The sequence below is a fragment of the Actinopolyspora sp. BKK2 genome, assembly GCF_011291845.1.
Taxonomy (GTDB): Bacteria; Actinomycetota; Actinomycetes; order Mycobacteriales; family Pseudonocardiaceae; genus Actinopolyspora; species Actinopolyspora saharensis.
This window is the reverse complement of record NZ_JAANTE010000008.1, coordinates 16373-38211: the sequence shown is the minus strand read 5'-3', so window position 1 is coordinate 38211 and position 21839 is coordinate 16373. Positions and strand designations below refer to the sequence as shown.

Sequence of the window (21839 nt, the reverse complement as noted above, 5' to 3'; positions counted from 1 at the left end):
ACATCGGGTAGCGGCCTACACAACGTCGGGACCGTCCTCGCCGGGCACTCGACTGAGAACCCGCAGCGGCGCCAACTGCGCAGGCTTAAAGCGCCTGCGTTGGAGCGGCAGGGTCTCCGAGAGCTCAAGTTTTCCGGGAACTCGAGTTGCTCGGGTGGTTAGCCGGCACGTGAGTCGGCGCCTTGCTGTGTTGGGCCGCTCTTGAGTAGCGACCTACGCTGCGAGCGGCCCGGCCGTGCAATGCATCCGACTCACGCACCGGAGCTTCTCCTCCTGCGCAGGCTCAAAGCGCTTACGTTGGGGTGGGGCTTTTTCGGGGACTGGCTTGTCGTAGGGGGTTGCGTGGCGGAACCTCTCGCGGGCTCTCGCTGCGGCCAGGCCCGACACCGGGCAGCGGTCTGCACGGTGTCGGGCCTTCCGAATGCCACCGGATTCCTCACCGGGAATCAGATCCTGGCACTGCGGGTGGGGCCGCTCTCGACGATCTCGCTTCCGTCGTGAAGCAGTATCCGGAAAGTGATTCTGCTTCCTTCCTTCATGTTGTAGTTGCAGTCCGTCGGATTGTTCCTGCCGTCGAACTCGCACTCACCTGACCGGTAGTAATCGGTGTTCCACCGGACCAGGGGAGTCAAACCGTCCTTTTTCTCGTCCCACACCACGACGTGGTCCCCATGGCTCACGAAGCACGCTCTTGCCGGGGAGAAGTTGTTGATACAGACCCTTCCCTGTGGAGCCGCTTCCGCGTTGGCCGGAGATACCGCGGCATGGGCCGGAATTGCCGTGACCAGCAAACCGGTCGCGGCCAAGAAGGGAACCGCCAGGTTCTGCGGACGCAGAGACATCGCGCTGTCCTCTCGACGCTTTCGTTGTGTCCATCCGACATGTCGGATCCACACGGCCGGGGATCATCCTCCCCGAGTTCGAAGCCAGCGTGCAGCACCTTCGGCATCAACCACTCGATGGCATCAGACGATCAACTGCACTCCCACACGTCCGCACCAGTAGCGTTTCGCGGACCGTGTTCGTGATCACCGTTCAGTGGGATCCTCGGGACGGCAACGTAGGTCCGGCGGTCCCGCCCGCGCTTCAGCGCACCGGCCTTCCGGCTCGCCACACCCGGTGGGTCAGCGGCACCCCGGGCCGGTAAGCCAACCACGCCGCGCTGGGCGCGTCGAGCGCCTGCACGTCCGCCCTGGCACCGGGGCGCAGCACCCCCACGGCCCCGTCCCCGCCGTCCCTGCCCAGCGCGGCGGCACCGCCGCGCGTCGCCGCGCGGACCGCCTCGTCCACGGTCATCCGCAGCTGCAGCACGGCCGTGGTCACGCAGAACGCCATGGACGAGGTGTAGGACGAGCCCGGGTTGCAGTTGCTGGCCAACGCCACGGTCGCCCCCGCGTCCAGCAGCTCCCGCGCGGGCGGCAGCGGCTGGCGCGTGGACAGATCGCAGGCGGGCAGCAGGGTCGCCACGGTGTCCGAATCGGCGAGCGCGGCGATGTCGGCCGCGCCGAGGTGGGTGCAGTGGTCCACGCTGGCCGCCCCCAGCTCGACGGCCAGCTCCACCCCCGGACCTCGCTCGAGCTGGTTGCCGTGCACCCGCAGCCCGAGCCCCCGCTCGCGCGCGGCCAGCAGCACCCGCCGGGACTGCTCCGCGTCGAAAGCCCCGCGTTCGCAGAACACGTCACACCAGGACACGTGCGGGGTCACGGCGTCGAGCATCGGCCCGCGAACCGTGTCCAGATAGTCCTCGGCCGCGCGCTCCGGTGGGACCAGGTGAGCCCCCAGGCAGGTCACCTCGTCGACCTCGGTCGCGGCGATGCGGGCCGCGCGGAGCTCGTCCTCGACGGTCAGCCCGTAACCGGTCTTGGTCTCCACGCAGGTGGTCCCCTGCGCGACCGCCTCGGCCAGGTGCGCGCGGAGGTTGGCCGCGAGTTCCGCGTCGGTGGCTGCCCGGGTGGCGCGCACGGTCTCGGCTATGCCCCCGGCCGTGTAAGGCCGCCCGGCCATGCGCGCCGTGAACTCGGCCGTCCGGTCCCCCGCGAACACCAGGTGGGTGTGGCTGTCCACCCACCCCGGCAGCACGGCCCGTCCCTCCAGGTCGACCCGGTGGTCGGCGGCCGGGGCGTCCCGCGCCGGGCCGACCCAGCTGATGCGCTGCCCCTCGAACACCAGCGCCGCCTCGGCAAGCTTGCCGAGCTCCTCGTCGTTGGTGGTGAGCTCGGAAATCCCGGTGATAATAGTGGCTGTTGGCACCGCTGCCCGCTCCGTCCTTTCCCACCACTGCTGAACGTTTCGCGCGAAACCGTCACTCCGGAACCGCTCCGGAAAGTCGTTCGTGCTCACGGCGCTTCGAGCAGCTCCCCGATGCTCCTGCTCAGCTCGCCCGCAGCATCGGACACCCGGAGGTGCGCACCGTCCCGCACCACGGGGACGCCGTCCACCACGACCTCCCGCACGTCCGCCGAACCGGCGACAAGCACCGCCGAGGCCAGCGGCACTCCGGAGAACCGCACGCTGTCCAGGGACAGAGTGACCAGGTCCGCCCGCCCCCCGAGCTCGATGTGCCCCGCGTCCGGCCAACCGAGCGCGCGGTGTCCGGCCGAGGTCGCCATGGAGGTCAACTCCCCGGTGGAGAAGTGCCCCCGCACCTCGCTGCGCAGCCGCATACCGGACTCCACCCCCCTGGCCTCCGCGAACGGGTCGATCACCGAGTGGCCGTCGCTGCCCAGCGAGAGCGCGCACCCGGCCACCGCCAGCTCGTCGGCGGGCCCGATCCCGTCGGCCAGGTCCGACTCCGTGGTCGGGCACAGGCACACCCCGGTGCCGCTGCGGCCCAGCCGCGCCACGTCACCGGGAGCCGGGTGCGTGGCGTGCACGGCCGTGGTCCCCGCGCGCAGCAGCCCCTCCTCGTCGAGCAGCTGCGTCGGGGTGCGCCCCGTGACGGCCAGGCAGGCGTCGTTCTCGGCGCGCTGCTCGGACAGGTGCAGGTGCAGCGGCACCCCACGCGTGTGGGCGAAGTCCCGCACGGTCGGCATCGCCGCGCGCGGCACCGCGCGCACCGAGTGCAGCGCCGTCCCGACGAGCACCCCCTCGCGGTCGGGTTCGAAGTCCTTCACCCGCTCGGCCCAGGACTCGACCGTCCTGTCGGAGAACCTCTCCTGCACCCCCTCGACCGGAGGGCCGAAACCGCTGCTCAGGTAGCAGGTGTCCAGCAGGGTGAGCCGAATCCCCGCCTCGGAGGCCGCCCGCACCAGCGCGGCCGACATCGCGTTGGGGTCGTCGTAGGACGCCCCGCCGGGAGCGTGGTGCAGGTAGTGGAACTCGCCGACCGCGGTGATCCCGGCCAGCACCATCTCCGCGTACACCCCGCGGGCCAGCCGGTAGTAGCTGTCCGGGTCCAACCGCTCGGCGACGCGGTACATCCGGTCGCGCCAGGTCCAGAAGGTCCCCCGCTGGTCGGCGGTGCGTCCCCGCAGCGCCCGGTGGAAGGCGTGCGAGTGCGCATTGGACAAGCCGGGCAGCGTCAGCCCGTTCAGCCGCCGCGCCCCCGGCGGACACGCCCCCGCGTCCGCCGTGACCCCGGTGATCCGTCCGCCGTCGGTCTCGACCAGCACGTTCGCCGCGGGGCCGCCCGCGAGCCAGGCCCATTCGCACCAGTAGGTCATCGGTTCCGACTGCCCCTTCCCGGTCATCGGCTCCACCTCCGCAGCACCTCGGTCAGCGCCGCGGCCCCCGCGGTGCAGTCGTCCCGCTCGGCGTGCTCCTGCGGAGCGTGGCTGATCCCGGTCGGGTTGCGCACGAACAACATGCCGGTCGGTGCGCGCGCGGACAGCGTCCCGGCGTCGTGCCCGGCCCCGGTGGGCAGCGCGGGAGCTCCCAGCAGCGCGGTGAGCTCGTCGCGCACCCCGGAGTCGAAGCTCACGCCGTCCGCATAGGACTCCTCGGACAACCGCACCGAGCAACCCTCCTGCGCGGCCAGCTCCTCCGCCCGCCCGGCCAGCTCGTCGACCAGCGCCCTGGCGTCGGCGTCCCGATGCGCCCGGGCGTCCAGCCACACGTCCACCGACTCGGCGATCACGTTCGTCCCACCGGGATTCGGTCGCAACCGCCCCACCGTGGCTCTGGCGTCGTCGAACCGCAGCGCGGCCGAGCGCGCCTCCGGGACCAGTCGGGCCGCGGGCAGCATCGGGTCCGCGCGGTCGTCCATGGGAGTGGCCCCGGCGTGGTTTCCCTGCCCCGTGAAGCGGAACCGCCACCGCCCGTGGGCCAGGATCGCCGAAGCCACCCCCACGGCGCTGCCCCGGTCGATCAGACCGCGCCCCTGTTCGACGTGCAGCTCCACGAAACGCCCCACCCGCTCCAGGCTCGTCCGGTCCGGCCCGGCCAGTCGCGGATCCTTCCCGGCCGCGCGCATCGCCTCGGCGAGAGTGGTTCCCGACTCGTCGCGCAGCCCCAGCGCCGTCTCCGGGTCGATGGTCCCGCAGGCCAGCCGCGAGCCGAGGCAGGGAACGCCGAACCTGCCGCCCTCCTCCTCGGCGAAGACGACCACGGCGAGCGGTCTGCCCGGGCGGAAGCCCTCGGCCCGCAGCTCGTCCACCGCGGACAGGGCGCCGGCCACTCCCAGCGGACCGTCGAACCGCCCTCCCCCGGGCACGGAGTCCAGGTGGCTGCCGGTGACCACGGCGTCGTCGCCCGGCTCGGACCACCAGGCCCAGAGGTTGCCGTTGCCGTCGGGAAGCACCGTCAACCCGCGCGCGGCGGCCTGAGCGGTGAACCACTCCCTGAGCTCGAGCTCGGCGTGGTCGAAGACGTGTCGCGAGTAGCCGCCCCCGGTGCGGTCCCTTCCGATCCCGTCGATCTCGGCGAGCAGCTCGTTCGGTGTGGCCACCTGCTACCTCCGTTCGGGAGTAAAGGAGTGCGCGGTTTGGTTCGCTCGGGTGGTGAGAAGCGAGCGGCGCCGGGGCACCGAAAACACCACGCCGCTCGCCGACGCGCACGCTCGGCTCACTCGGTCGGTATCCGCAGCCCGTGCCGGTGGGCCGTCTCCCCGGCCCGCTCGTACCCCGCGTCGACGTGGCGCAGCACCCCGGTTCCGGGATCGTTGGTCAGCACCCGGTCGAGCTTGCGCGCGGCCAGCTCGGTTCCGTCGGCCACGGTGACCTGGCCCGCGTGCAGCGAGCGACCGATCCCGACACCGCCGCCGTTGTGCACGGAGACCCACGTGGCCCCGGAGGCGGTGTTGACCAGCGCGTTCAGCAGCGGCCAGTCCGCTATCGCGTCCGAGCCGTCGGCCATGCTCTCGGTCTCCCGGTACGGCGAGGCCACCGATCCGGTGTCCAGGTGATCCCTGCCGAGCACCACCGGGGCCTTCAGCTCCCCGGAGGCGACCATCTCGTTGAAGCGCTGCCCGGCCTGCGCGCGCTGACCCTGGCCCAGCCAGCAGATCCGCGCGGGCAGCCCCTGGAAGGAGACCCGCTGCCCGGCCATCCTGATCCACCGGGCCAGGTGCTCGTCCGCGCCGAACAGCTCCAGGATCGCCCGGTCGGTGGCCGCGATGTCGGCCGGATCTCCGGACAGCGCCGCCCAGCGGAACGGTCCTCTGCCCGCGCAGAACTGCGGTCTGAGGTAGGCGGGCACGAAGCCCGGGTAGTCGAACGCCCGCTGGTAGCCCGCCGTCCGCGCCTCCCCGCGCAGCGAGTTCCCGTAGTCGAACACCTCGGCTCCCGCGTCCAGGAAACCGACCATGGCCTCGACGTGCGCGGCCATGGACTCCCGCGCCCTGGTGGTGAACCCCTCGGGGTCGCGCGCGGCCCGCTCCGCCCACTCCGCGGTGGAAATCCCGCGCGGCAGGTAGGACAGCGGGTCGTGGGCCGAGGTCTGGTCGGTGACCACATCGGCCTCCACCCCGCGCCTCAGCAGCTCCGGCAGCACCTCGGCCGCGTTGCCGATCACCGCGACCGAGTGGGGCCTGCGGTCCCGCTTGGCCCTCTCGGCGCGGGACACGGCGTCGGAGAGGTCCTCGACGACCTCGTCCAGATAACCGTGCCGCACCCTGCGGTGGGCCCGCTCGGCGTCGCACTCGACTACCAGCGCCACCCCCTCGTTCATGGTCACCGCCAGGGGCTGCGCCCCGCCCATGCCGCCCAGGCCCGCGGTGACGGTGAGCGTGCCCGCCAGCGAGCCGCCGAAGCGCTCGGCCGCCACCGCCCCGAAGGTCTCGTAGGTTCCCTGCAGGATCCCCTGGGTTCCGATGTAGATCCAGGAACCGGCCGTCATCTGGCCGTACATGGTCAGCCCGAGCTCGTCCAGCCGCCGGAACTCGCTCCAGTCGGACCACTCGCCGACCAGGTTGGCGTTGGCGATGAGCACGCGCGGGGCCCACTCGTGGGTGCTGAGCACTCCGACCGGTTTGCCGGACTGCACCAGCAGCGTCTCCTCCTCCCCGAGGGTGGTCAGCTCGCGCACGATCGCGTCGTAGCTGGCCCAGTCCCTGGCGGCCCTGCCGGTTCCGCCGTAGACCACCAGGTCCTCGGGGCGTTCGGCCACCTCGGGGTCGAGGTTGTTGCGCAGCATCCGCAGCGGGGCCTCGGTGCTCCAGCCGCGGGCGGTGAGCTCGGTGCCGCGCTGGGCGCGCACGGTTCGGGGTCCGGTGATCACTGCTGTCCTCCCTCGACTGCGAGGTCGACGTGCTCGGCCGCGGCCCGGTGGACCGCTCCGGAGGCGATGAGCTGTTCGGCGGCCTCGATCTCGGGGGCCACGTGCCGATCCGGTCCGGGACCGTCGACCCGGGTGCGCAGCAGGTCGCGCACGGCCCCGGTGGCGGGGGCGGGCCGCAGCGGCTCGCGCAGGTCCAGGGCCCGCGCCGCGGTGAGCAGCTCGACCGCCAGTACCCTGCGCAGCCCGGTCACGGCCGAGCGCAGCTTGCGCGCCGCCGACCACCCCATGGACACGTGGTCCTCCTGCATCGCGCTGGTCGGCACCGAGTCGACCGAGGCGGGCGCTGCCGAGCGCTTGAGCTCGGTGAGCACTCCCGCCTGGGCGTAGTGCGCGATCATGTATCCGGAGTCCACCCCCGGGTCGTCGGCCAGGAAGGCCGGGAGCCCGTGGGAGCGGGCCACGTCGAGCATCCGGTCGGTGCGGCGCTCGGCGATGCTCGCGACGTCGGCCAGTGGAACGGCCAGGAAGTCGAGCACGTGGGCCAGCGGGGCGCCGTGGAAGTTGCCGTTGGACTCCACGCGTCCGTCGTCCAGCACCACCGGGTTGTCGATGGCCGAGGCGAGCTCGCGGTCGGCGACGGTGCCCGCGTGGGCGATCGTGTCCCGCGCGGAGCCGTGCACCTGCGGTGAGCAGCGCATCGAGTAGGCGTCCTGCACGCGGGTGCAGTCGGGTCCGCGGTGGCTGGCCACGATCGGCGAGTTCGCCAGCAGCTCGCGCATGCGGCGCGCCGAACGCGCCTGCCCCGGGTGGGGGCGCAGCCGCTGGAGGTCGGCAGCGAAGGCGCGGTCGGTCCCCAGCAGGGCCTCGACGCTCATCGCGGCGGTGACGTCGGCCACGTCGACGAGCTCGGAGAGGTCGCGCAGCGCCAGCACCAGCATGCCGAGCATCCCGTCGGTGCCGTTGGTCAGCGCCAGCCCCTCCTTCTCGGCCAGGGTGACCGGCCGGATCCCCGCCGCGGGCAGCGCCTCGGACGCGGGGCTGCGCCGTCCCGCGGTGTCCAGGACCTCGCCCTCCCCGGTGAGGGCCAGCGCCACCGCGGCCAGCGGGGCGAGATCGCCGGAGCAGCCCAGCGAACCGTACTCGTGGACCACGGGGACCAGCCCAGAGTTGAGCAGCGCGGCCAGCGCGTGGGCGGTCTCCGGGCGCACACCGGTGTGGCCGGTGGCGATGGTGTGCAGCCGCAGCAGCATCAGCGCGCGCACCACCTCGGGTTCCACCGGGTCACCGGTGCCCGCGGCGTGGGAGCGCACGAAGGAGGTCTGCAGCGCGGCGCGGCGTTCCGGGGGGATGTGGCGCACGGCCAGCGCGCCGAACCCGGTGGACACCCCGTAGGTGGGTTGTTCCGCCGCGGCGAGGGCGTCGATGTGCTTGCGGGTGTCGCCGATGCCCTGCTCGGCCCGCTCGGAAAGCCGCACCCGGGCGTGATCACGTGCGACCGCGAGCACGTCCTCGAACGTGAGGGGATCCGGTCCGATCTCGGCGGGCTCGTTGTCCGCGCGTTCGGCGTTGTGCTGCATACGCCCATCCCACCCCGAGCGCGGCGAGTCGGAAAGCCGGGATAGCGTGATTGCGTCTGGGATTTCAGACAGGTGTTCCCTCCTCTGGAGTGGCGATGGGGTCGAGCAGTGACGTGCCCGCGCTGCGGCGCGGGCTGGCGGTGCTGCGGGTGCTGGCGGCCCGGCCGGGTCCGGTCTCGGCCGCGGTGATCGCGCGCGAGCTGGAGCTGCCGCGCTCGACCACGTACCACCTGCTGTCGGAGCTGATCGCGGCCGGTTTCGTGACGCACCTGCCGGAGGAGCGCCGCTACGGGCTGGGCGTGGCCACCTTCGAGCTCGGTTCGGCGTACCTGCGGCACGAGCCGCTGGAGCGCTTGGCAGGGCCGCTGCTGCGGGGGCTGGTGGACCGGGTGGGGCACAACGCGCACCTGGGAGTGCTGCACGGCAGCGAACTGCTCTACCTGATCAAGGAGCGCCCAGCGCAGCCGCAGACCCTGGTGACCGACGTGGGGGTGCGACTGCCCGCGCAGCTGGCCGCCTCGGGCAGGGCGATGCTGGCGCACCTGCCGCGGGTGCAGGTTCGTGCGCTGTTCCCGAGGGCGGAGTCCTTCGTGCTGCGCACCGAGCGGGGACCGCGCGATCTTCCCGGGCTGCGCCGGCTGTTGACCCGCGAGCGGCGCAGGGGCTGGTCGGTGGAGGACGGCGAGATCACCGAGGGCTTCGCCTCGGTGGCCTGCGCGGCCTTCGACCACGGCGGGCGTCCCGCGGCCGCGATCAGCGTGACCGTGCGGCACCACTGCGCGGACCTCGGGGCCGGTTCGGGGGACGGCAGGCAGCTCCCGGAGCCGTGCGGGCACACCTGGCCGGAGCTGGCACGGCTGGTGCGCGCCACCGCCGACGAGCTCACCAACCGCATCGGCGGACGCCCCGGCGAGCCCGACGATCCCGCCTGAGACCCCGCGCGGACCGGGACCGCGCTCCGGCGCGGCCTCCTACCAGAGCCTCTTCGAGGCGTACGGCGAGTCCGCCGCGGGCCGGGGGCCGTACCGGCGGCGGTGCAGGATCGACAGTGCGAAGAAGCCACCCAGGGCCACGAACAGGACCACGCTCAACCAGACGAGATCGTGCAGAGCAGGCACCGCCGCGAGAACATTGTTGCTGATCATGACCAGTCCGAACAGGACCTGGTTGCGCCCGCCCGCCCGATTCGCCCGCGTCCAGCGGGCCCAGTGACTGACCGAGACCCAGCCCACCCAGCCGAGCACACCGCCCATCGTGAACGCCGTCCCGGTGATCAGCGTGATCCAGAGCAGCACGAGGTTCGTCGATTCCACCACTCCGCGATACCAGACGGCCGAGGCTGCTGTAAGCCGCTTCGCGAGGGATCCACCGTGGACTCGACTCAGCGACTGCGGCAATCCCCCGGGCAGAAGGACGACCGAGAACATCCACCCACCGTTGCCAGTTTTGCCGGTGAGAGTTCGGGGCTCATTTCGCTCAACCGGCTCCGCGGAGGAACCTCAGGCTGGGTCTCGCCGCGGGCGCCCCTCCTTCGTGCTCCCCACACCGGGACCAACGAGGTTCGGCCCGGTCGAGTTCCCGAGCAACGCGGTGGCTTCACCCGGGTGTCTTCCGGTTGTGCCCGGGGCTGGAAGACTTGACGCATGGATTTGGATCAGCAACTGGTGGACGCGGCCGTGGAGCAGATGGACCGGCGCGACCGAACCGAGGCCGCGGCGGTGTACCTGGAGGACGGCCGGATTCTCACCAGCCTGGCGCTGGACAACCTCAACGCGGCTGCCACCCTGTGCGCCGAGGTCGGGGCGATCTGCCAGGCGCACACGCTGGGGCTGGCGGTCACCGCCTCGGTGTTCGTCAACCGGTGGAACGAGGACGACAGCTTCTCGGTGCTGGCGCCCTGCGGGATCTGCCAGGAGCGCCTCGCGCTGTGGGGACCGGACGTGCAGGTCGGGGTGCCCGCCCCGGAAACGGAGTCCGGGTGGAGCGCGCGCACCCTGCGCGAGCTCAACCCGTTCTACTGGGGGCAGTACTTCGCCGAGGAGGGTGACTGGCCCTCCTACGAAGTGCACTCCTCCTGAACGAAATTCCCGCCGGGCTCCGGGGCGTGGGGACCGCGCTTCCGCCCCGCGGGTGTGGAAGACTCCCGATTTCGCCTAGAACTGGGAAAACCACGCCCCGGCGCCCCGGAGCACGGGCGGCTCGTCACAGGTCCAGCTCGCTCACGAACTCCTCGGCCAGGTCCCGCGGATTCGCCTTGTCCACCGACATCCGCTTGTTCAGCCGCGTCAGGTCCTCGGTGGTCAACCGCTCGGAGACCTTGTTCAGCGCCGTGCGCTGCTTCTCGTTCAAATCCCCCCGGTGCACCAGCGGCAGCACGTTCTGCGCCGGGTACATGTTCTTCGGGTCGTCCAGCTTGACCAGGTTCTCGCGGTCGATCGCCGCCGTGGTGCTGAACAGGTTCGCCACCTGGATCCGCCCCTCGGTCAGCGCCTGCACCCGCACGCTGCCCGACTGGAGGTTCCTGATGTCGGAGAAGGTGCAGCCGTACAGCTCGGAGATGCGCTGCTTCCAGCGCGGTTTCCACTCGGCGGGCGCACCGAGTACCAGCTCGCCGCACCGCTGCCCCAGATCGGCCATGGAGCGCAGCCCGCTGTCCGCGGTCTCGCCGGTCACGGCCAGCACGTCGGAGTTCTCCGCAGCGGAGCGCTCCAGCACCCGCAGGCCGTCCGGCAGCTCGTTCCGCAGCTCCGAATCGATGCGCTCCGCACCGGTGGCCGTGGCCTGCTCGTCGAAGTGCCGCAGCAGGTTCCCGGTGTACTCGGGGATCACCGATATCTCCCCGTCCCGGACCGCCTTGACGTAGACCTCGCGCGCGCCGATGCGCCCCCGCGTCTCCACCTCGGTCCCCACTCCGCGCAGCGCCTCGGCGTAGATCTCCATCAACAGCTGGCTCTCGCTGAAGTTCGCAGAGCCGACCACGACGGGACCGCCGGAGTCGCCACCCGACTCGGTGGGGTCCGAACACCCGGCCAGCATCCCCATGGCCGTCGCCAGCACCAGCACCGGTGCGAGCAGCCGCTTCATCGTTACCTCCTCCATCGGGACCGCGTCCCGCTCTTCGCCGAGGCGAGCAGCACACCACGCGGCACGAGCAGCCGCGAGATCCCGGCCAGGGCCAGGTCGGTCAGCACCGCCAACAGCGCGATCAGGATCGCCGCTCCGGCCATCCGCTCGTAGGCGCCGGTCTGCTGACCGGTGATCAGGATCTGCCCCAGCCCCCCGAGACCGACGTAGGCCGCGACGGCCGTGGTAGCCATGACCTGCAACATCGCGTTGCGCACCCCGCCCATCAGCAGCGGGAGCGCGTTGGGCAGCTCCACTCTCCACAGTCGCTGCCCCGAGGTCATCCCCATGCCCCTGGCCGCGTCCACGGCGTGCGCGGGAACCGCGCGCACCCCGGAGTAGGTGCCGGACAGCACGGCCGGTATCGCCAGCACCACCAGCGCGGCCAGCGCGGCGCTACCCCGGGACACCATCGCCAGCAGGGTCACCAGCCCCAGCGTCGGCAGCGCGCGCATCGCGTTGCTGAAACCGATCACGAACACCGAACCGCGCCCGGTGTGCCCGATGTAGAGCCCGAGCGGAACCGCGACGAGCACGGCCACGACCACGGCGAAGACGCTGTAGAGCAGGTGCAACCACGTCTGGACGAGGACGCCGTCCTCCCCGCGCCAGTTGGCCGGATCCGTCAGCCAGGTCAGGATCTCGGTGATCACTCGCCGATCACCACCCCACCGGCACGCTCCCAGGGAGTCAGCAGGCGCCAGAGACCGACCAGCAGCAGGTCCACCGCGAGGGCGAGCAGCACCGTGGCCACGATCCCGAGGACCGTCTGGACCAGGTAGCCGCGTTCGAAGCCCACCGTGAACAACCTGCCGAGGCCGCCCACCCCGATGAGCGCGCCCACGCTGATCAGGCTGATGTTGCTCACCGAGGCCACCCGCACCGCCGAGGTCAACGCGGGCACGGCCAGCGGCAGCTCCACCGACAGGAACCTGCGCCGCGGCCGGTAGCCCAGCGCCTCGGCCGCGGTCGTCACGTGGGACGGGACCGCCTCCAGCGCGTCGAGCACGGGCCGCACCAGCAGCGCCGCGGTGTAGAGGGTCAGCGCGATGACCACGTTCAGCGGCGAGGTGTAGCCGGTGCCGATCACGCTGGGCAGCAGCACGAAAACGGCCAGCGAGGGCAGCGTGTAGACAACGCTCGCACCCCCGAGCAGCGGGGCGCGCAGCCAGCGGAAACGCTGGGCCAGCCGCCCGAGCGGCAGCGCGAGCAGCACACCGACCGCCAGCGGAACCAGCGCCATGTAGACGTGCTGGGCGAGCTGCTCGAACAGCACCTCCCGGTTGCTGGGGCTGGAGAAGTACCGGACCAGTGGTTCGAACACTAGGCAGCACCCTCGGTGAGCGCGGGGTGCTGCCTGGCCTCGATCAGGTCCAGCACGTGCCTGGCGGTGACCACGCCGACGAGGGCCCCGTCCCCGTCGACGACCACCCCGAGCCCCGACGGGGCGGACAACGCGGCGTCCAGGGCGCTGCGCAGCGGTGACCCGAGCGCGTGCAGCGATCCGCCCGCGATCAGCTGGTCCTCGGTGAGCTGGCCGCGCACAGTCGCGTTCGGATGGAGCCAGCCACGCGGGCGCTCCTGGGCGTCCAGGGCGAGCACCCACTCGGCCCGGCTGGGCACGTCGGCGCTGGTGTCACCGATGTGGACCGTGTCGACCGGGGCCGGGTCCAGCCCGGAAGACTCCACGAAGGACAGCCTGCGGTAACCGCGGTCGCGGCCCACGAAGGAGGTCACGAAGTCGTCGGCGGGCCGGGCCAGCAGCTCGTCCGGAGGGGAGCACTGGGCCAGGTGGCCGCCCTGCCGCAGCACCGCGACCCGGTCGCCCAGTTTGATGGCCTCGTCGACGTCGTGAGTGACGAACAGGACGGTCTTGCCCAGTTCCTCCTGCAGCCGCAGCAGCTCGTCCTGCAACCCGGCGCGCACCACCGGGTCGACGGCGCTGAAAGGCTCGTCCATGAGCAGCACCGGAGGGTCGGCGGCCAGCGCGCGGGCCACGCCGACCCGCTGCTGCTGACCGCCGGAGAGCTGGCTCGGGTAGCGCCTGCCCATCTCCCGCGACAGCCCGACCCGCTCGATCAGCTCCTCGGCGTCGCGCCGCGCCCTCCTGCGGGAACGCCCGAACAGCATCGGCACGGTGGCCACGTTGTCCCGCACAGTGCGGTGAGGGAACAGCCCGGCCTGCTGGATGACGTACCCGATCCCGCGGCGCAGCGCGGCCGGGTCCGAGTCGCGAACGTCGTGCCCGTCGAGCAGCACCGCCCCCGAGGAGGGTTCGGTCATCCGGTTGACCATCCGCAGCAAGGTGGTCTTGCCACACCCGGAGGGCCCGACCAGGGCGGTGACGCTGCCCGCCCGAGCGGTCAGGCTGAGTTCCTGGACGGCGACCGTTCCGTCGTCGTACTGCTTGCGCACGGTTTGGAACTCGATCACCGAGCCCCCTCGTGGATCACCGACGGTCACTCGCCGACCGTCACAAGCCTAGCCGAGGGTAACCCGATCAGCGGTTTCACGCGATGTAATGAGAGTTACCCGTGCTCACGTGTCACTGCGTAACCGCTGCCAGCTCCTCCGGCAGGGGGTTCTCGCTCGAGTCACCGATTCGGACTCCGCTGCGTCCCTCCGGGGATGCTCCTCCGGAGCGTCCCGAGACCGCCGACCGGGACTGCCGCTCCCGCAGCGGGCGCCGCGTGTGCGCCCACCGCTGTTGTGGACAATTGGACCCACCCGTTGGAACGAACGGCACGGGCGCAGCCACACGAATCCGGGACGTGAGATGAGCACACAATTCGAAGCCGTTTCCGAAACGGCGGGCGTCGAAGCGGTCCGCGGGCGGATCCGCGAGGAAGGTGTGCTCGCGCGCCCACTGCGGCGGGTTTTCGCGCTCATGGCCCAACAGCCCCGCTCGCTGCAGGAACTGGTGCGCGTGTGCAGGGCACCGCGCCGCACCGTCGAGGAGCTGATCGGACTGGCCGGCGAGGACGTCGAGAGCGGACCGGAGGGCTACCGCCTGGCGGAGCGGGCGCTGCCGCTGTACCGGGAGCGGGTCCTGCTCGCCGAGAGCGACGGGGGACCCGAGGAGGTCGAGCAGCTCCTCGAGCGCTTCGTCGCCACCGGCCCCGCGCCCGCCGCCGCCCTGGACCACGTGACGGCCACCCCCGGCACCGCCCTGCGCCGCGCGCGGTGGCTGCGCGACCACTACGAACTGGATGGGGCCAGGCTGCTGCTGCTCGGCGACCACGACCTGACCTCGCTGGCGGGCTGCCTGCTCGTCCCCGGACTGCGCGCCACCGTGGTCGACATCGACGAGCGCGTCCTCGCCCACATCGACGGGACAGCGGCCGAACACGGCCTCGACGTGCACACCGTGCACGCCGACCTGCGGTTCGGCCTGCCGCCCTCGCTGAACGCAGGCTTCGACCTGGTCTTCACCGACCCCCCGTACACCCCCGAGGGCGTGGGGCTGTTCGGAACCCGCGCCCTCGAGGCCATGTCCTCCAGCACCAGCAGGTTGCTGCTGGCCTACGGCTTCAGCTCCCGCAGCCCGGCGCTCGGCCACAAGGTGCAACAGGAGCTGCTGCGGCTCGGGTTCGTGTTCGAGAGCATCGTGGCCGGGCTGAACGAGTACGAGGGCGCCCAGGCCATCGGCAGCACCAGCGACCTGTACGTGTGCCAGCCGACCGGGCGGGCGCGCAAGTCCGCCGGACGGCAGAAGCAGACCATCTACACCCACGGCCCGCAGTCCGTGGAGGGAACCACCGGCGAGACCTCCCCGGAACTGCTGGAGGGGATCGGCGCCGTGACGGGAACGCCGGTGCGGAGCCTGCGCCCGGTGGGCTGGCAACGACCGCTGCGCGCCACGGACGAGGTGGCCGTGTTCGACCTGCGAGGCGACCCGGGGCCATGGCTGCTGCGGATGCTGCTGGCCTGCAACACCGAGAAGGTCGCCTTCCTCGTCGACAACCGCCACCCCGACATCACCAGCGAGCACGCCCAGCACGCGCTCGCGCACGTGGTGGGGGCGAAGTACGCGCTGCGGTTCCACCGCAGCAGCCCGGACGCCACCCACGCCGTGGTGGTCGCTACGACCAACGGCGCGACGGGCGGAATCGCCGGGTACCTGCTGCACCGGGCGCACGGCAAGATCGCCAACACCTGGCGAGAGGCGCTGATCGCCCACTCGGAGACGCAGCTGACCAAGCGGGAGGCAGCCGAGCACGTCGCCGCCCTGGTCGCCGACACGGCCGACCTCGGACTGCGGTTGATCGACCTGCCGCGGCACCGGTTGAGCGCCCTGCTGCACAGCGAAGGCGTCTGACAACCGGTTCTCCCGCTGCGGTGTCGTGGGTGGCACTTGGCGGACCCCCTAGCGGGCTCTCACCGCCGAGCGAACCAAACCGCGCTCCTCAAACGTTCACTCGGCGGGGCCCTCCCGCGACGAGCATCGAGTGGAAATCGTTCGCCGGTACCGGGGGCGAGAAGAACCAGCCCTGGTAACTGTCCACGCCGGTCCCGGTGAGCGTTTCGAACTGCTCGGAGTTCTCCACCCCCTCGGCCACGCATTCCCGCCCTATGGCCGAGGCCATGTCGACGACGGCCTTGGCCACGGCGAAGTCGCAACTGTCCGAGTGGATCTCGGAGACGAATTTCCGGTCGACCTTGATGATCTGCGCGGGCAGATCCTTCAACCGGGCCAGCGAGGAGAACCCCGTGCCGAAATCGTCGACGGCGAACCGCGCGCCCCGGGCGACCAGGTCCTGCATCGCACTGCGGGGACGCGAGGGCAGGTCCACCAGGGCGGTCTCCACCAGCTCCAGCACGACCCGGCTCCAGTCGATCCCCGACTCCGCGACGGAGTCGGCCACGTAGTCGACGAAGTCGTGATCGCCGGGCACCAGCCCGCCCAGGTTGACGGCCACCGAAACCGGACCGGCCGCGCCCTCCGGCCATGCGGCGGCCTCCCGCAGCGCCCTGCGCAGCACCCAGCGGTCGATCTCCCGCAGCAGGCCTCCCTGGTCGGCCACGGGCAGGAACGTCCCCGGAGTCAGCAGCCCGCGCTCCGGGTGCGGCCAGCGCAGCAGCGCCTCCGCGCTGACCACGGTGCCCTCCGAGTTCACCACCGGCTGGTAGTGCAGGGTCAGCTGGTCCTGGTGCAGCGCCTCCCTGAGCTGACCCTCCAGCTGCAGCTGGCTGTTGGCCGAGGCCATCAGCGCGGGGCCTGCCAGCGACACCCGCCCGGGGCCGTTGCCCTTGGCCTCGAACATCGCCGCGTCGGCAAACCTGAGCAGGTCGTTTCCGTCGGTGTCGCTTCCATCGGGCACCGCGGCCCCGACCGAGGCCGAGATCCGCACCAGCTGGTCACGTATCGGAACCGCCGTGTTCAACAGCCCGGATACCCGGGAGGCCAGCGCGCCGGTCCCCCCGACGACGTCCACGTCCACGCAGATGACCACGAACTCGTCGCCCGAGATGCGCGCGGCCACGCACCCCTCCGGCAGCCCGCCCTCCAGCCGCCTGGCCAGCGCCACGAGCAGATCGTCCCCGGCGTCGTGCCCGAGGGAGTCGTTGATGCGCTTGAAGTTGTCGATGTCGCAGAACAGCACCGCGCTGCGCTCCACTTCACCGCCCGCCCGCATGTCGGCCAGCATCTCCTTGACCGCGGCCCGGTTCGGCAGGCCGGTGAGCTCGTCGTGCGTGGCCTGGAATCGCAGGGCTTCCGAGGTGCGACGGCGTTCGGTCACGTCCTGGAAGACGACCAGCCAGAACCTGGTCCCGTCGTCCTGGACCGAGGGCGTGCTGTGCAGTTCGCAGTGGACCGGTTGCCCGTCCGCGCGGACCAGCATCCGTTGCACGGGGGCGCGGCGGTTCCCCCGCTGCGACCGCCGTGTCTCCGTCTCGGCGAGGTCGATCTCCCGGTCGTCGGGGTGGGTGAGTCCCCGCGCGCTCGTCCCGCGCAGTCGCTCCAGGTCGTAGCCGAGCAGCTCGCACAGGGCGTCGTTGGCGTCGACCAGGCGCTGCCCCTGATCGAACAGCCCGATGCCCACGGGGGTGAGGTTGACCAGGTCGGTGAACCGCTGGCTGGACCTCTCCATCCTGCGCAGCGCCGTGCGCTGTTCGGTGACGTCCTGGGCCGTTCCCACCATCAGGGGGCGTCCTTCCCCGTCCTTGGCGACGCCTCCGTGGCAAAGCAGGATGCGCATCGCCCCGTCCGGGCGGATGTAGCGGTGCTCCACCTCCATGGGGGTGTGCTCCTCCGCGAGCTGGTTCCAGCACGCGGCCACCCGGGAGCGGTCCTCGGGGTGGATGTGGTCCAGGTAGTGCTCGAAGGTCGTCTCCGTGCTCGGCGGGGTACCGGTGATCTCGAAGAACATCTCGGACAGGCGGGTGCTGTTGGTTCGCGGGTCCCACTCCCACGTGCCCATCCGCGCGGCGCGCTGGGCGTTCTGCAGCTTGCGGCGCTCGTAGGCCAGCAGGCTCGCCGTCGGGGTCATCAGATCGGACACGTCGACCAGCAGGGTGACGGTCAGCAACGGATTCCGCTGGTGCGGCCAGCTCAACGCGCGGAACCACGAGTCGTGCCCGCGCGGTCTCGCGAACTCCCCCTCGACCAGCATCAGCTCCGTGATCCCGCTGCCGAGCAGTTCACCCCCGGAGTCCGCTCCCAACAGCAGCGCCGCCTGCTCGGTGGCGCGCAGCACCACACCGTCCGAAGTGCTGAGCAGCGCGGGAGCGTCCGGCAACGATTCGACGACCGCGTGGGAGGACTCCACGACGCCCGGGGCGACCGTCTCGGGATCGTCGACGGGGAGAGACCCTCCGGGCACACGCTGGGTTCGCCTGCCGCGTTCGGTCAACAACAACCTCCGCATCACCACTGCGCTCGCGCCGTACCCGGCCGGTCGGAGTTCGAAACGTGGTGAACAGCACACCAAGTTATTACGACCATACCGGCATTCAGGTGAAAAATTCAGCCACGACGTCACCGTCGAGGATGAACACCTCTCAAGGTGAGACGCGCGCCCGCCGAGGATGTGACGCGACGAACTTCCGGAGATTCCCCCTCTGGATACTCCCAGCAGGACAGTCCTGCCGGGACGCCCCGCGGAAACGAAGTCCGGCCCGGCGGGAGGGGACGAGCCCTCCCACCGGGCCGGACTTGCTCACGACGAGTCGAACGAGGTCCCGATCAGGCCGTGGCGACCCCGTCCAGCCGCGCGGCCTCGGCGACGGCGCGGGTGACCTCGGGCGCGACCCGGGGATCGAGCGGGCTCGGCACGATGTGGTCGGCCGCCAGCCCCTCGGCCGCGACCTCGGCCACGGCCTCGGCGGCGGCGACCTTCATCCGATCGCTGATCATCCGTGCCCCCGCCTGCAACGCCCCGCGGAAGATGCCGGGGAAGGCCAGCACGTTGTTGATCTGGTTGGGGAAGTCGCTGCGCCCGGTGGCCACGACCGAGGCGTGCGCGGCCGCCACGTCCGGGTGAATCTCGGGGTCCGGATTGGACAGCGCGAACACGATGGCGTCATCGGCCATGCCGGCCACCTGCTGCTCGGGGATGGTTCCCGCCGAGACCCCGATCAGGACATCGGCTCCGCGCAGGGCTTCCTCCAGCCCGCCCGTGACTCCGCGCGGGTTGGTGCTCCGCGCCAGCTCCTCCTTGATCGGAGTGAGGTTGTCCCTGCCCTGGTGGATCACCCCGCGCGAGTCGGCGACGACGACCTCACCGACACCTGCCGCGTCGAGGATCTCGGCGCAGGCGACCCCGGCGGCGCCCGCCCCGGAGATCACGACCCGCAGCGAGCCGAGCTCCCGACCGGACAGCTCGCAGGCGTTGCGCAGCGCGGCCAGGGTGACCACGGCGGTCCCGTGCTGGTCGTCGTGCATGACCGGGCAGTCCAGCGCCTCGATCAGCCTGCGTTCGAGGTCGAAGCAGCGCGGCGCGGCCACGTCCTCCAGGTTGACCGCTCCAAACGACGGGCGCAGCCGAACCAGGGTGTCGACGATCTCGTCGTTGTCGGTGGTGTCCAGGACCAGCGGGAAGGAGTCCAGCTCCGCGAAGGACTTGAACAGCGCGGCCTTGCCCTCCATGACGGGCAGGGAGGCGCGCGGGCCTACGTCCCCGAGGCCCAGCACCGCGGTACCGTCGCTGACCACCGCGACCAGTTGGTTCGTCCAGGTGTAGCGCGCGGCCAGCGCCTCGTCCGCGGAGATCGCCCGGCTGACCTTGGCCACGCCGGGTGTGTAGGCGATCGAGAGGTCGCGGGGAGTCGTCAACGCCGCGGAGGGCGTGACGGACAACTTGCCGCCCTCGTGCGCGCGGAAGATTTCCTCGGCGGTCGGTTCCGTGCTCGCCGGTGCGGGCAGGCTCGCCGAATCGGGCGTGTTCTCTTGATCACTAACGGTGGTCACGGCGTCCTCCTGTTGCCTTGACCTGGCCGGCCGGAGGGAACCCCCCGCCGGCAGACGGGCGAGGCGGCACTCGACGGGCTGGTGCCCTCGGGTGACGCCTAGGGGTGACCGAGACGTACTGCCCGGTTCGGGCAGCGGCTCGGCGGACGCTGCGGTCTCACGAGTGTGCCAGCCCGCACCGCCCCTGTCTGCGACTGGGGTCACACCCCAGCAGTGAATTCAACAAATTGTCAACTCAATTTCCGGTTTCCGCCCACGCGAAGCGAGTCCGGACGATCACTGAACGCACCCGGAACGCCCCATCGCCGTCCGGGGCGCACCACGCCGCGCTGTCCGCGCCCGCTCCTCCGCCCCGCTCTTCCGACGGGGCCGCCCCGGCTTCGTCTAGGCTTGCCGCCGTGCAAGCACGTCACACGGAGATCAGCGGCGCCATCGAGTTCACTCCCCCCGTGTTCCCCGATCACCGCGGGCTGTTCGTCGCGCCGTTCCAGCAGGGCCCCTTCACGGGAGCTGTCGGACACCACATGCCCCTGGCCCAGATCAACAACAGCGTGTCCAACCGGGGAGTCATCCGCGGGATCCACTTCGCCGACGTCCCGCCGGGCCAGGCCAAGTACGTCTACTGCGCGCGGGGGAGCCTGCTGGACGTGATCGTGGACGTCCGCACCGGCTCCCCCACGTTCGGGCAGTGGGAGGCGATTCGGCTGGACGCCGAGCGGTACAACGCCGTCTACCTGGCGGAAGGGCTCGGACACGCCTTCGCCGCCCTGGCCGACAACACCGTGATGATCTACCTGTGCTCGACTCCCTACAACCCGCCCGCCGAGCACGCCGTCACCCCGTTCGACCCCGAGCTCGCGCTGCCGTGGGACGAACTGGACGCGGAGCCGATCCTGTCCGAAAAGGACCAGCACGCGCCCACCCTCGCCGAGGCCGCCGCCGCGGGCACGCTTCCCGCGTACCAGGACTGCCTCGAGCACTACGAGCGGTTGCGCTCCGCGGGCTGAGCTCCGCCCCGCCCCGGTGCGCGGGTGCTCACCCGAACCGCCGCGGGACGCGGGCGGGGATCCGGAGCGGATGCGCGACCGACGTGCGGCCGCGCCGTCCAGCGCGGCCCCTCGCCGGAGCGGGGATTCCGCGCACGGCCCCGTGGTTGGCTTCAGCTAAACAACCACTCACGGCGGGCGGGAGCCGAGAACACCGGCCGGTCAGCGTATTCGACCGGGGCGGGGAACGAGCCGCCAGTGCAGCACTCCGAGCACCTCGGCGGGGCCGAGCTCCCTGGAGTCCGTGGACGCCTCGGCGTGGTCGCCGGTCACGTGCCAACCACCGTCCTGCCGGCACACCGCGCGCTTGACCGAAAGCTGTTCGGGGCGGGAGGACCACCGCACCAGGACCACGTCGCCCGGTGACGGCTCGCTCCGCAGTTTGAGCAGCACGATGTCGCCGTCCCGCAGTGTAGGAGCCATCGAAGCCCCCCGCACGCGCAACCTGCGCCACCTCAACCGACCGAGCGAACTCACACCCACCTCCGTAAGACAAGAACGATCGTAACGGAGTAGGGTCGGCCCCGTCGGAGCATTCACTGTCACTGTCAGGGAGGAAGTATGCGACTCCTGTCGCGGCTTCTCGGCCCGCGTCTGGAAGCGACCGCGCACTGTGACCTGCCGTGCGGGGTCTACGACCCGGCCCAGGCGCGGATCGAGGCCGAGTCCGTCAAGGCCATCCAGGAGAAGTACCAGAACAACGAGGACCCCGAGTTCCGCACTCGCGCGATCAACATCGCCGAGCAGCGCTCGGAGCTGGTCAAGCACCACCTGTGGGTACTGTGGACCGACTACTTCAAGCCTCACCACTTCGAGAAGTACCCGCAGCTGCACGAGCTGGTGAACAAGGCCACCAAGGCCGCGGGTGCCGCGGGGACCAAGGGCTCGATGGACCCCTCCACGGGTCAGGAGCTGTTGGACTACATCGCCGAGGTCGACAAGATCTTCTGGGAGACCAAGAAGGGCTGACCTCCGAGTCCTGAGGACGGCGCCGGCCGGCGAGCTCTCGTCGGTCGGCGCCGTTTTTTC

19 protein-coding genes are annotated in these 21839 nt (G+C 71.3%); 5 read left to right on the top strand and 14 right to left on the bottom strand.

Annotated elements, in window-relative coordinates; genetic code table 11:
- Nucleotides 1-446: 446 nt before the first annotated feature.
- From G9Q41_RS16465 to hutH, 6 genes are all read right to left on the bottom strand, one after another.
- Nucleotides 447-842: a hypothetical protein gene (locus G9Q41_RS16465; RefSeq protein WP_165633544.1), complete on the bottom strand. Its 396-nt coding sequence runs from the start codon at nucleotides 840-842 to the stop codon at nucleotides 447-449.
- A 244-nt stretch (nucleotides 843-1086) separates the two neighbouring features.
- A complete protein-coding gene (gene hutI / locus G9Q41_RS16460; RefSeq protein WP_092527420.1) occupies nucleotides 1087-2250 on the bottom strand; it encodes an imidazolonepropionase in 1164 nt (387 codons plus the stop codon).
- Between the two features lie 86 nt (nucleotides 2251-2336).
- Nucleotides 2337-3662 carry a formimidoylglutamate deiminase gene (locus G9Q41_RS16455; protein ID WP_165633571.1) on the bottom strand — a complete coding sequence of 442 codons (1326 nt, stop codon included), beginning with the start codon at nucleotides 3660-3662 and terminating at the stop codon, nucleotides 2337-2339.
- A 23-nt stretch (nucleotides 3663-3685) separates the two neighbouring features.
- Nucleotides 3686-4885, bottom strand: coding sequence for an allantoate amidohydrolase (locus tag G9Q41_RS16450; RefSeq protein WP_165633545.1), 1200 nt, complete (start codon nucleotides 4883-4885; stop codon nucleotides 3686-3688).
- A gap of 116 nt (nucleotides 4886-5001) precedes the next feature.
- The gene (hutU, locus tag G9Q41_RS16445) at nucleotides 5002-6651 is read right to left on the bottom strand and encodes a urocanate hydratase (protein WP_165633572.1); all 1650 of its coding nucleotides are present in this window, start codon (nucleotides 6649-6651) and stop codon (nucleotides 5002-5004) included.
- A complete protein-coding gene (gene hutH, locus G9Q41_RS16440; RefSeq protein WP_165633546.1) occupies nucleotides 6651-8231 on the bottom strand; it encodes a histidine ammonia-lyase in 1581 nt (526 codons plus the stop codon). Before hutH ends, hutU begins: the two co-directional genes overlap by 1 nt.
- Before the next feature lie 95 nt (nucleotides 8232-8326).
- On the opposite strand from hutH, the gene G9Q41_RS16435 reads away from it, so the two are divergent.
- Nucleotides 8327-9163 (top strand): IclR family transcriptional regulator, encoded by an 837-nt coding sequence (locus tag G9Q41_RS16435; RefSeq protein ID WP_165633547.1) that lies wholly within the window; start codon nucleotides 8327-8329, stop codon nucleotides 9161-9163.
- Nucleotides 9164-9202: 39 nt separating this feature from the next.
- Here the strand turns inward: G9Q41_RS16435 and G9Q41_RS16430 are convergent, their stop codons facing one another.
- Entirely contained in the window at nucleotides 9203-9544 is a 342-nt protein-coding gene (locus G9Q41_RS16430) for a hypothetical protein (protein WP_165633548.1), read from the bottom strand.
- A 330-nt stretch (nucleotides 9545-9874) separates the two neighbouring features.
- On the opposite strand from G9Q41_RS16430, the gene G9Q41_RS16425 reads away from it, so the two are divergent.
- On the top strand, nucleotides 9875-10309 hold the full coding sequence (locus G9Q41_RS16425) for a cytidine deaminase (protein WP_092523841.1): 435 nt from the start codon (nucleotides 9875-9877) through the stop codon (nucleotides 10307-10309).
- Nucleotides 10310-10433: 124 nt separating this feature from the next.
- Here the strand turns inward: G9Q41_RS16425 and G9Q41_RS16420 are convergent, their stop codons facing one another.
- From G9Q41_RS16420 to G9Q41_RS16405, 4 genes are read right to left on the bottom strand one after another with little or no spacing between them, the layout of a single operon-like run.
- A complete protein-coding gene (locus G9Q41_RS16420) occupies nucleotides 10434-11315 on the bottom strand; it encodes an ABC transporter substrate-binding protein (RefSeq protein ID WP_165633549.1) in 882 nt (293 codons plus the stop codon).
- Between the two features lie 2 nt (nucleotides 11316-11317).
- Nucleotides 11318-12007 (bottom strand): ABC transporter permease, encoded by a 690-nt coding sequence (locus tag G9Q41_RS16415; RefSeq protein WP_165633550.1) that lies wholly within the window; start codon nucleotides 12005-12007, stop codon nucleotides 11318-11320.
- Nucleotides 12004-12678 carry an ABC transporter permease subunit gene (locus G9Q41_RS16410; RefSeq protein WP_092523849.1) on the bottom strand — a complete coding sequence of 225 codons (675 nt, stop codon included), beginning with the start codon at nucleotides 12676-12678 and terminating at the stop codon, nucleotides 12004-12006. The genes G9Q41_RS16415 and G9Q41_RS16410 overlap by 4 nt, the downstream gene beginning before the upstream one ends.
- On the bottom strand, nucleotides 12678-13787 hold the full coding sequence (locus tag G9Q41_RS16405; RefSeq protein ID WP_092523851.1) for an ABC transporter ATP-binding protein: 1110 nt from the start codon (nucleotides 13785-13787) through the stop codon (nucleotides 12678-12680). Before G9Q41_RS16405 ends, G9Q41_RS16410 begins: the two co-directional genes overlap by 1 nt.
- 343 nt (nucleotides 13788-14130) lie before the next feature.
- On the opposite strand from G9Q41_RS16405, the gene G9Q41_RS16400 reads away from it, so the two are divergent.
- Nucleotides 14131-15672, top strand: a complete 1542-nt coding sequence (locus tag G9Q41_RS16400; RefSeq protein WP_092523853.1) for a bis-aminopropyl spermidine synthase family protein — start codon at nucleotides 14131-14133, stop codon at nucleotides 15670-15672.
- A gap of 88 nt (nucleotides 15673-15760) precedes the next feature.
- Here the strand turns inward: G9Q41_RS16400 and G9Q41_RS16395 are convergent, their stop codons facing one another.
- Together G9Q41_RS16395 and G9Q41_RS16390 are read right to left on the bottom strand one after the other, a co-directional pair.
- Nucleotides 15761-18223 (bottom strand): bifunctional diguanylate cyclase/phosphodiesterase, encoded by a 2463-nt coding sequence (locus tag G9Q41_RS16395; protein ID WP_207631362.1) that lies wholly within the window; start codon nucleotides 18221-18223, stop codon nucleotides 15761-15763.
- A 317-nt stretch (nucleotides 18224-18540) separates the two neighbouring features.
- Nucleotides 18541-19719, bottom strand: a complete 1179-nt coding sequence (locus G9Q41_RS16390) for an NADP-dependent malic enzyme (RefSeq protein WP_092527446.1) — start codon at nucleotides 19717-19719, stop codon at nucleotides 18541-18543.
- A 443-nt stretch (nucleotides 19720-20162) separates the two neighbouring features.
- On the opposite strand from G9Q41_RS16390, the gene G9Q41_RS16385 reads away from it, so the two are divergent.
- Complete coding sequence (locus G9Q41_RS16385) at nucleotides 20163-20771, top strand: dTDP-4-dehydrorhamnose 3,5-epimerase family protein (protein ID WP_165633551.1); 609 nt, start codon at nucleotides 20163-20165, stop codon at nucleotides 20769-20771.
- 201 nt (nucleotides 20772-20972) lie between these two features.
- Here G9Q41_RS16385 and G9Q41_RS16380 read toward each other — a convergent pair whose 3' ends face one another.
- Nucleotides 20973-21287: a S26 family signal peptidase gene (locus tag G9Q41_RS16380; protein ID WP_092523857.1), complete on the bottom strand. Its 315-nt coding sequence runs from the start codon at nucleotides 21285-21287 to the stop codon at nucleotides 20973-20975.
- An 84-nt stretch (nucleotides 21288-21371) separates the two neighbouring features.
- Here G9Q41_RS16380 and sodN point away from each other — a divergent pair, with 84 nt between their 5' ends.
- On the top strand, nucleotides 21372-21779 hold the full coding sequence (gene sodN, locus G9Q41_RS16375; RefSeq protein ID WP_017973487.1) for a superoxide dismutase, Ni: 408 nt from the start codon (nucleotides 21372-21374) through the stop codon (nucleotides 21777-21779).
- Nucleotides 21780-21839: the final 60 nt, after the last annotated feature.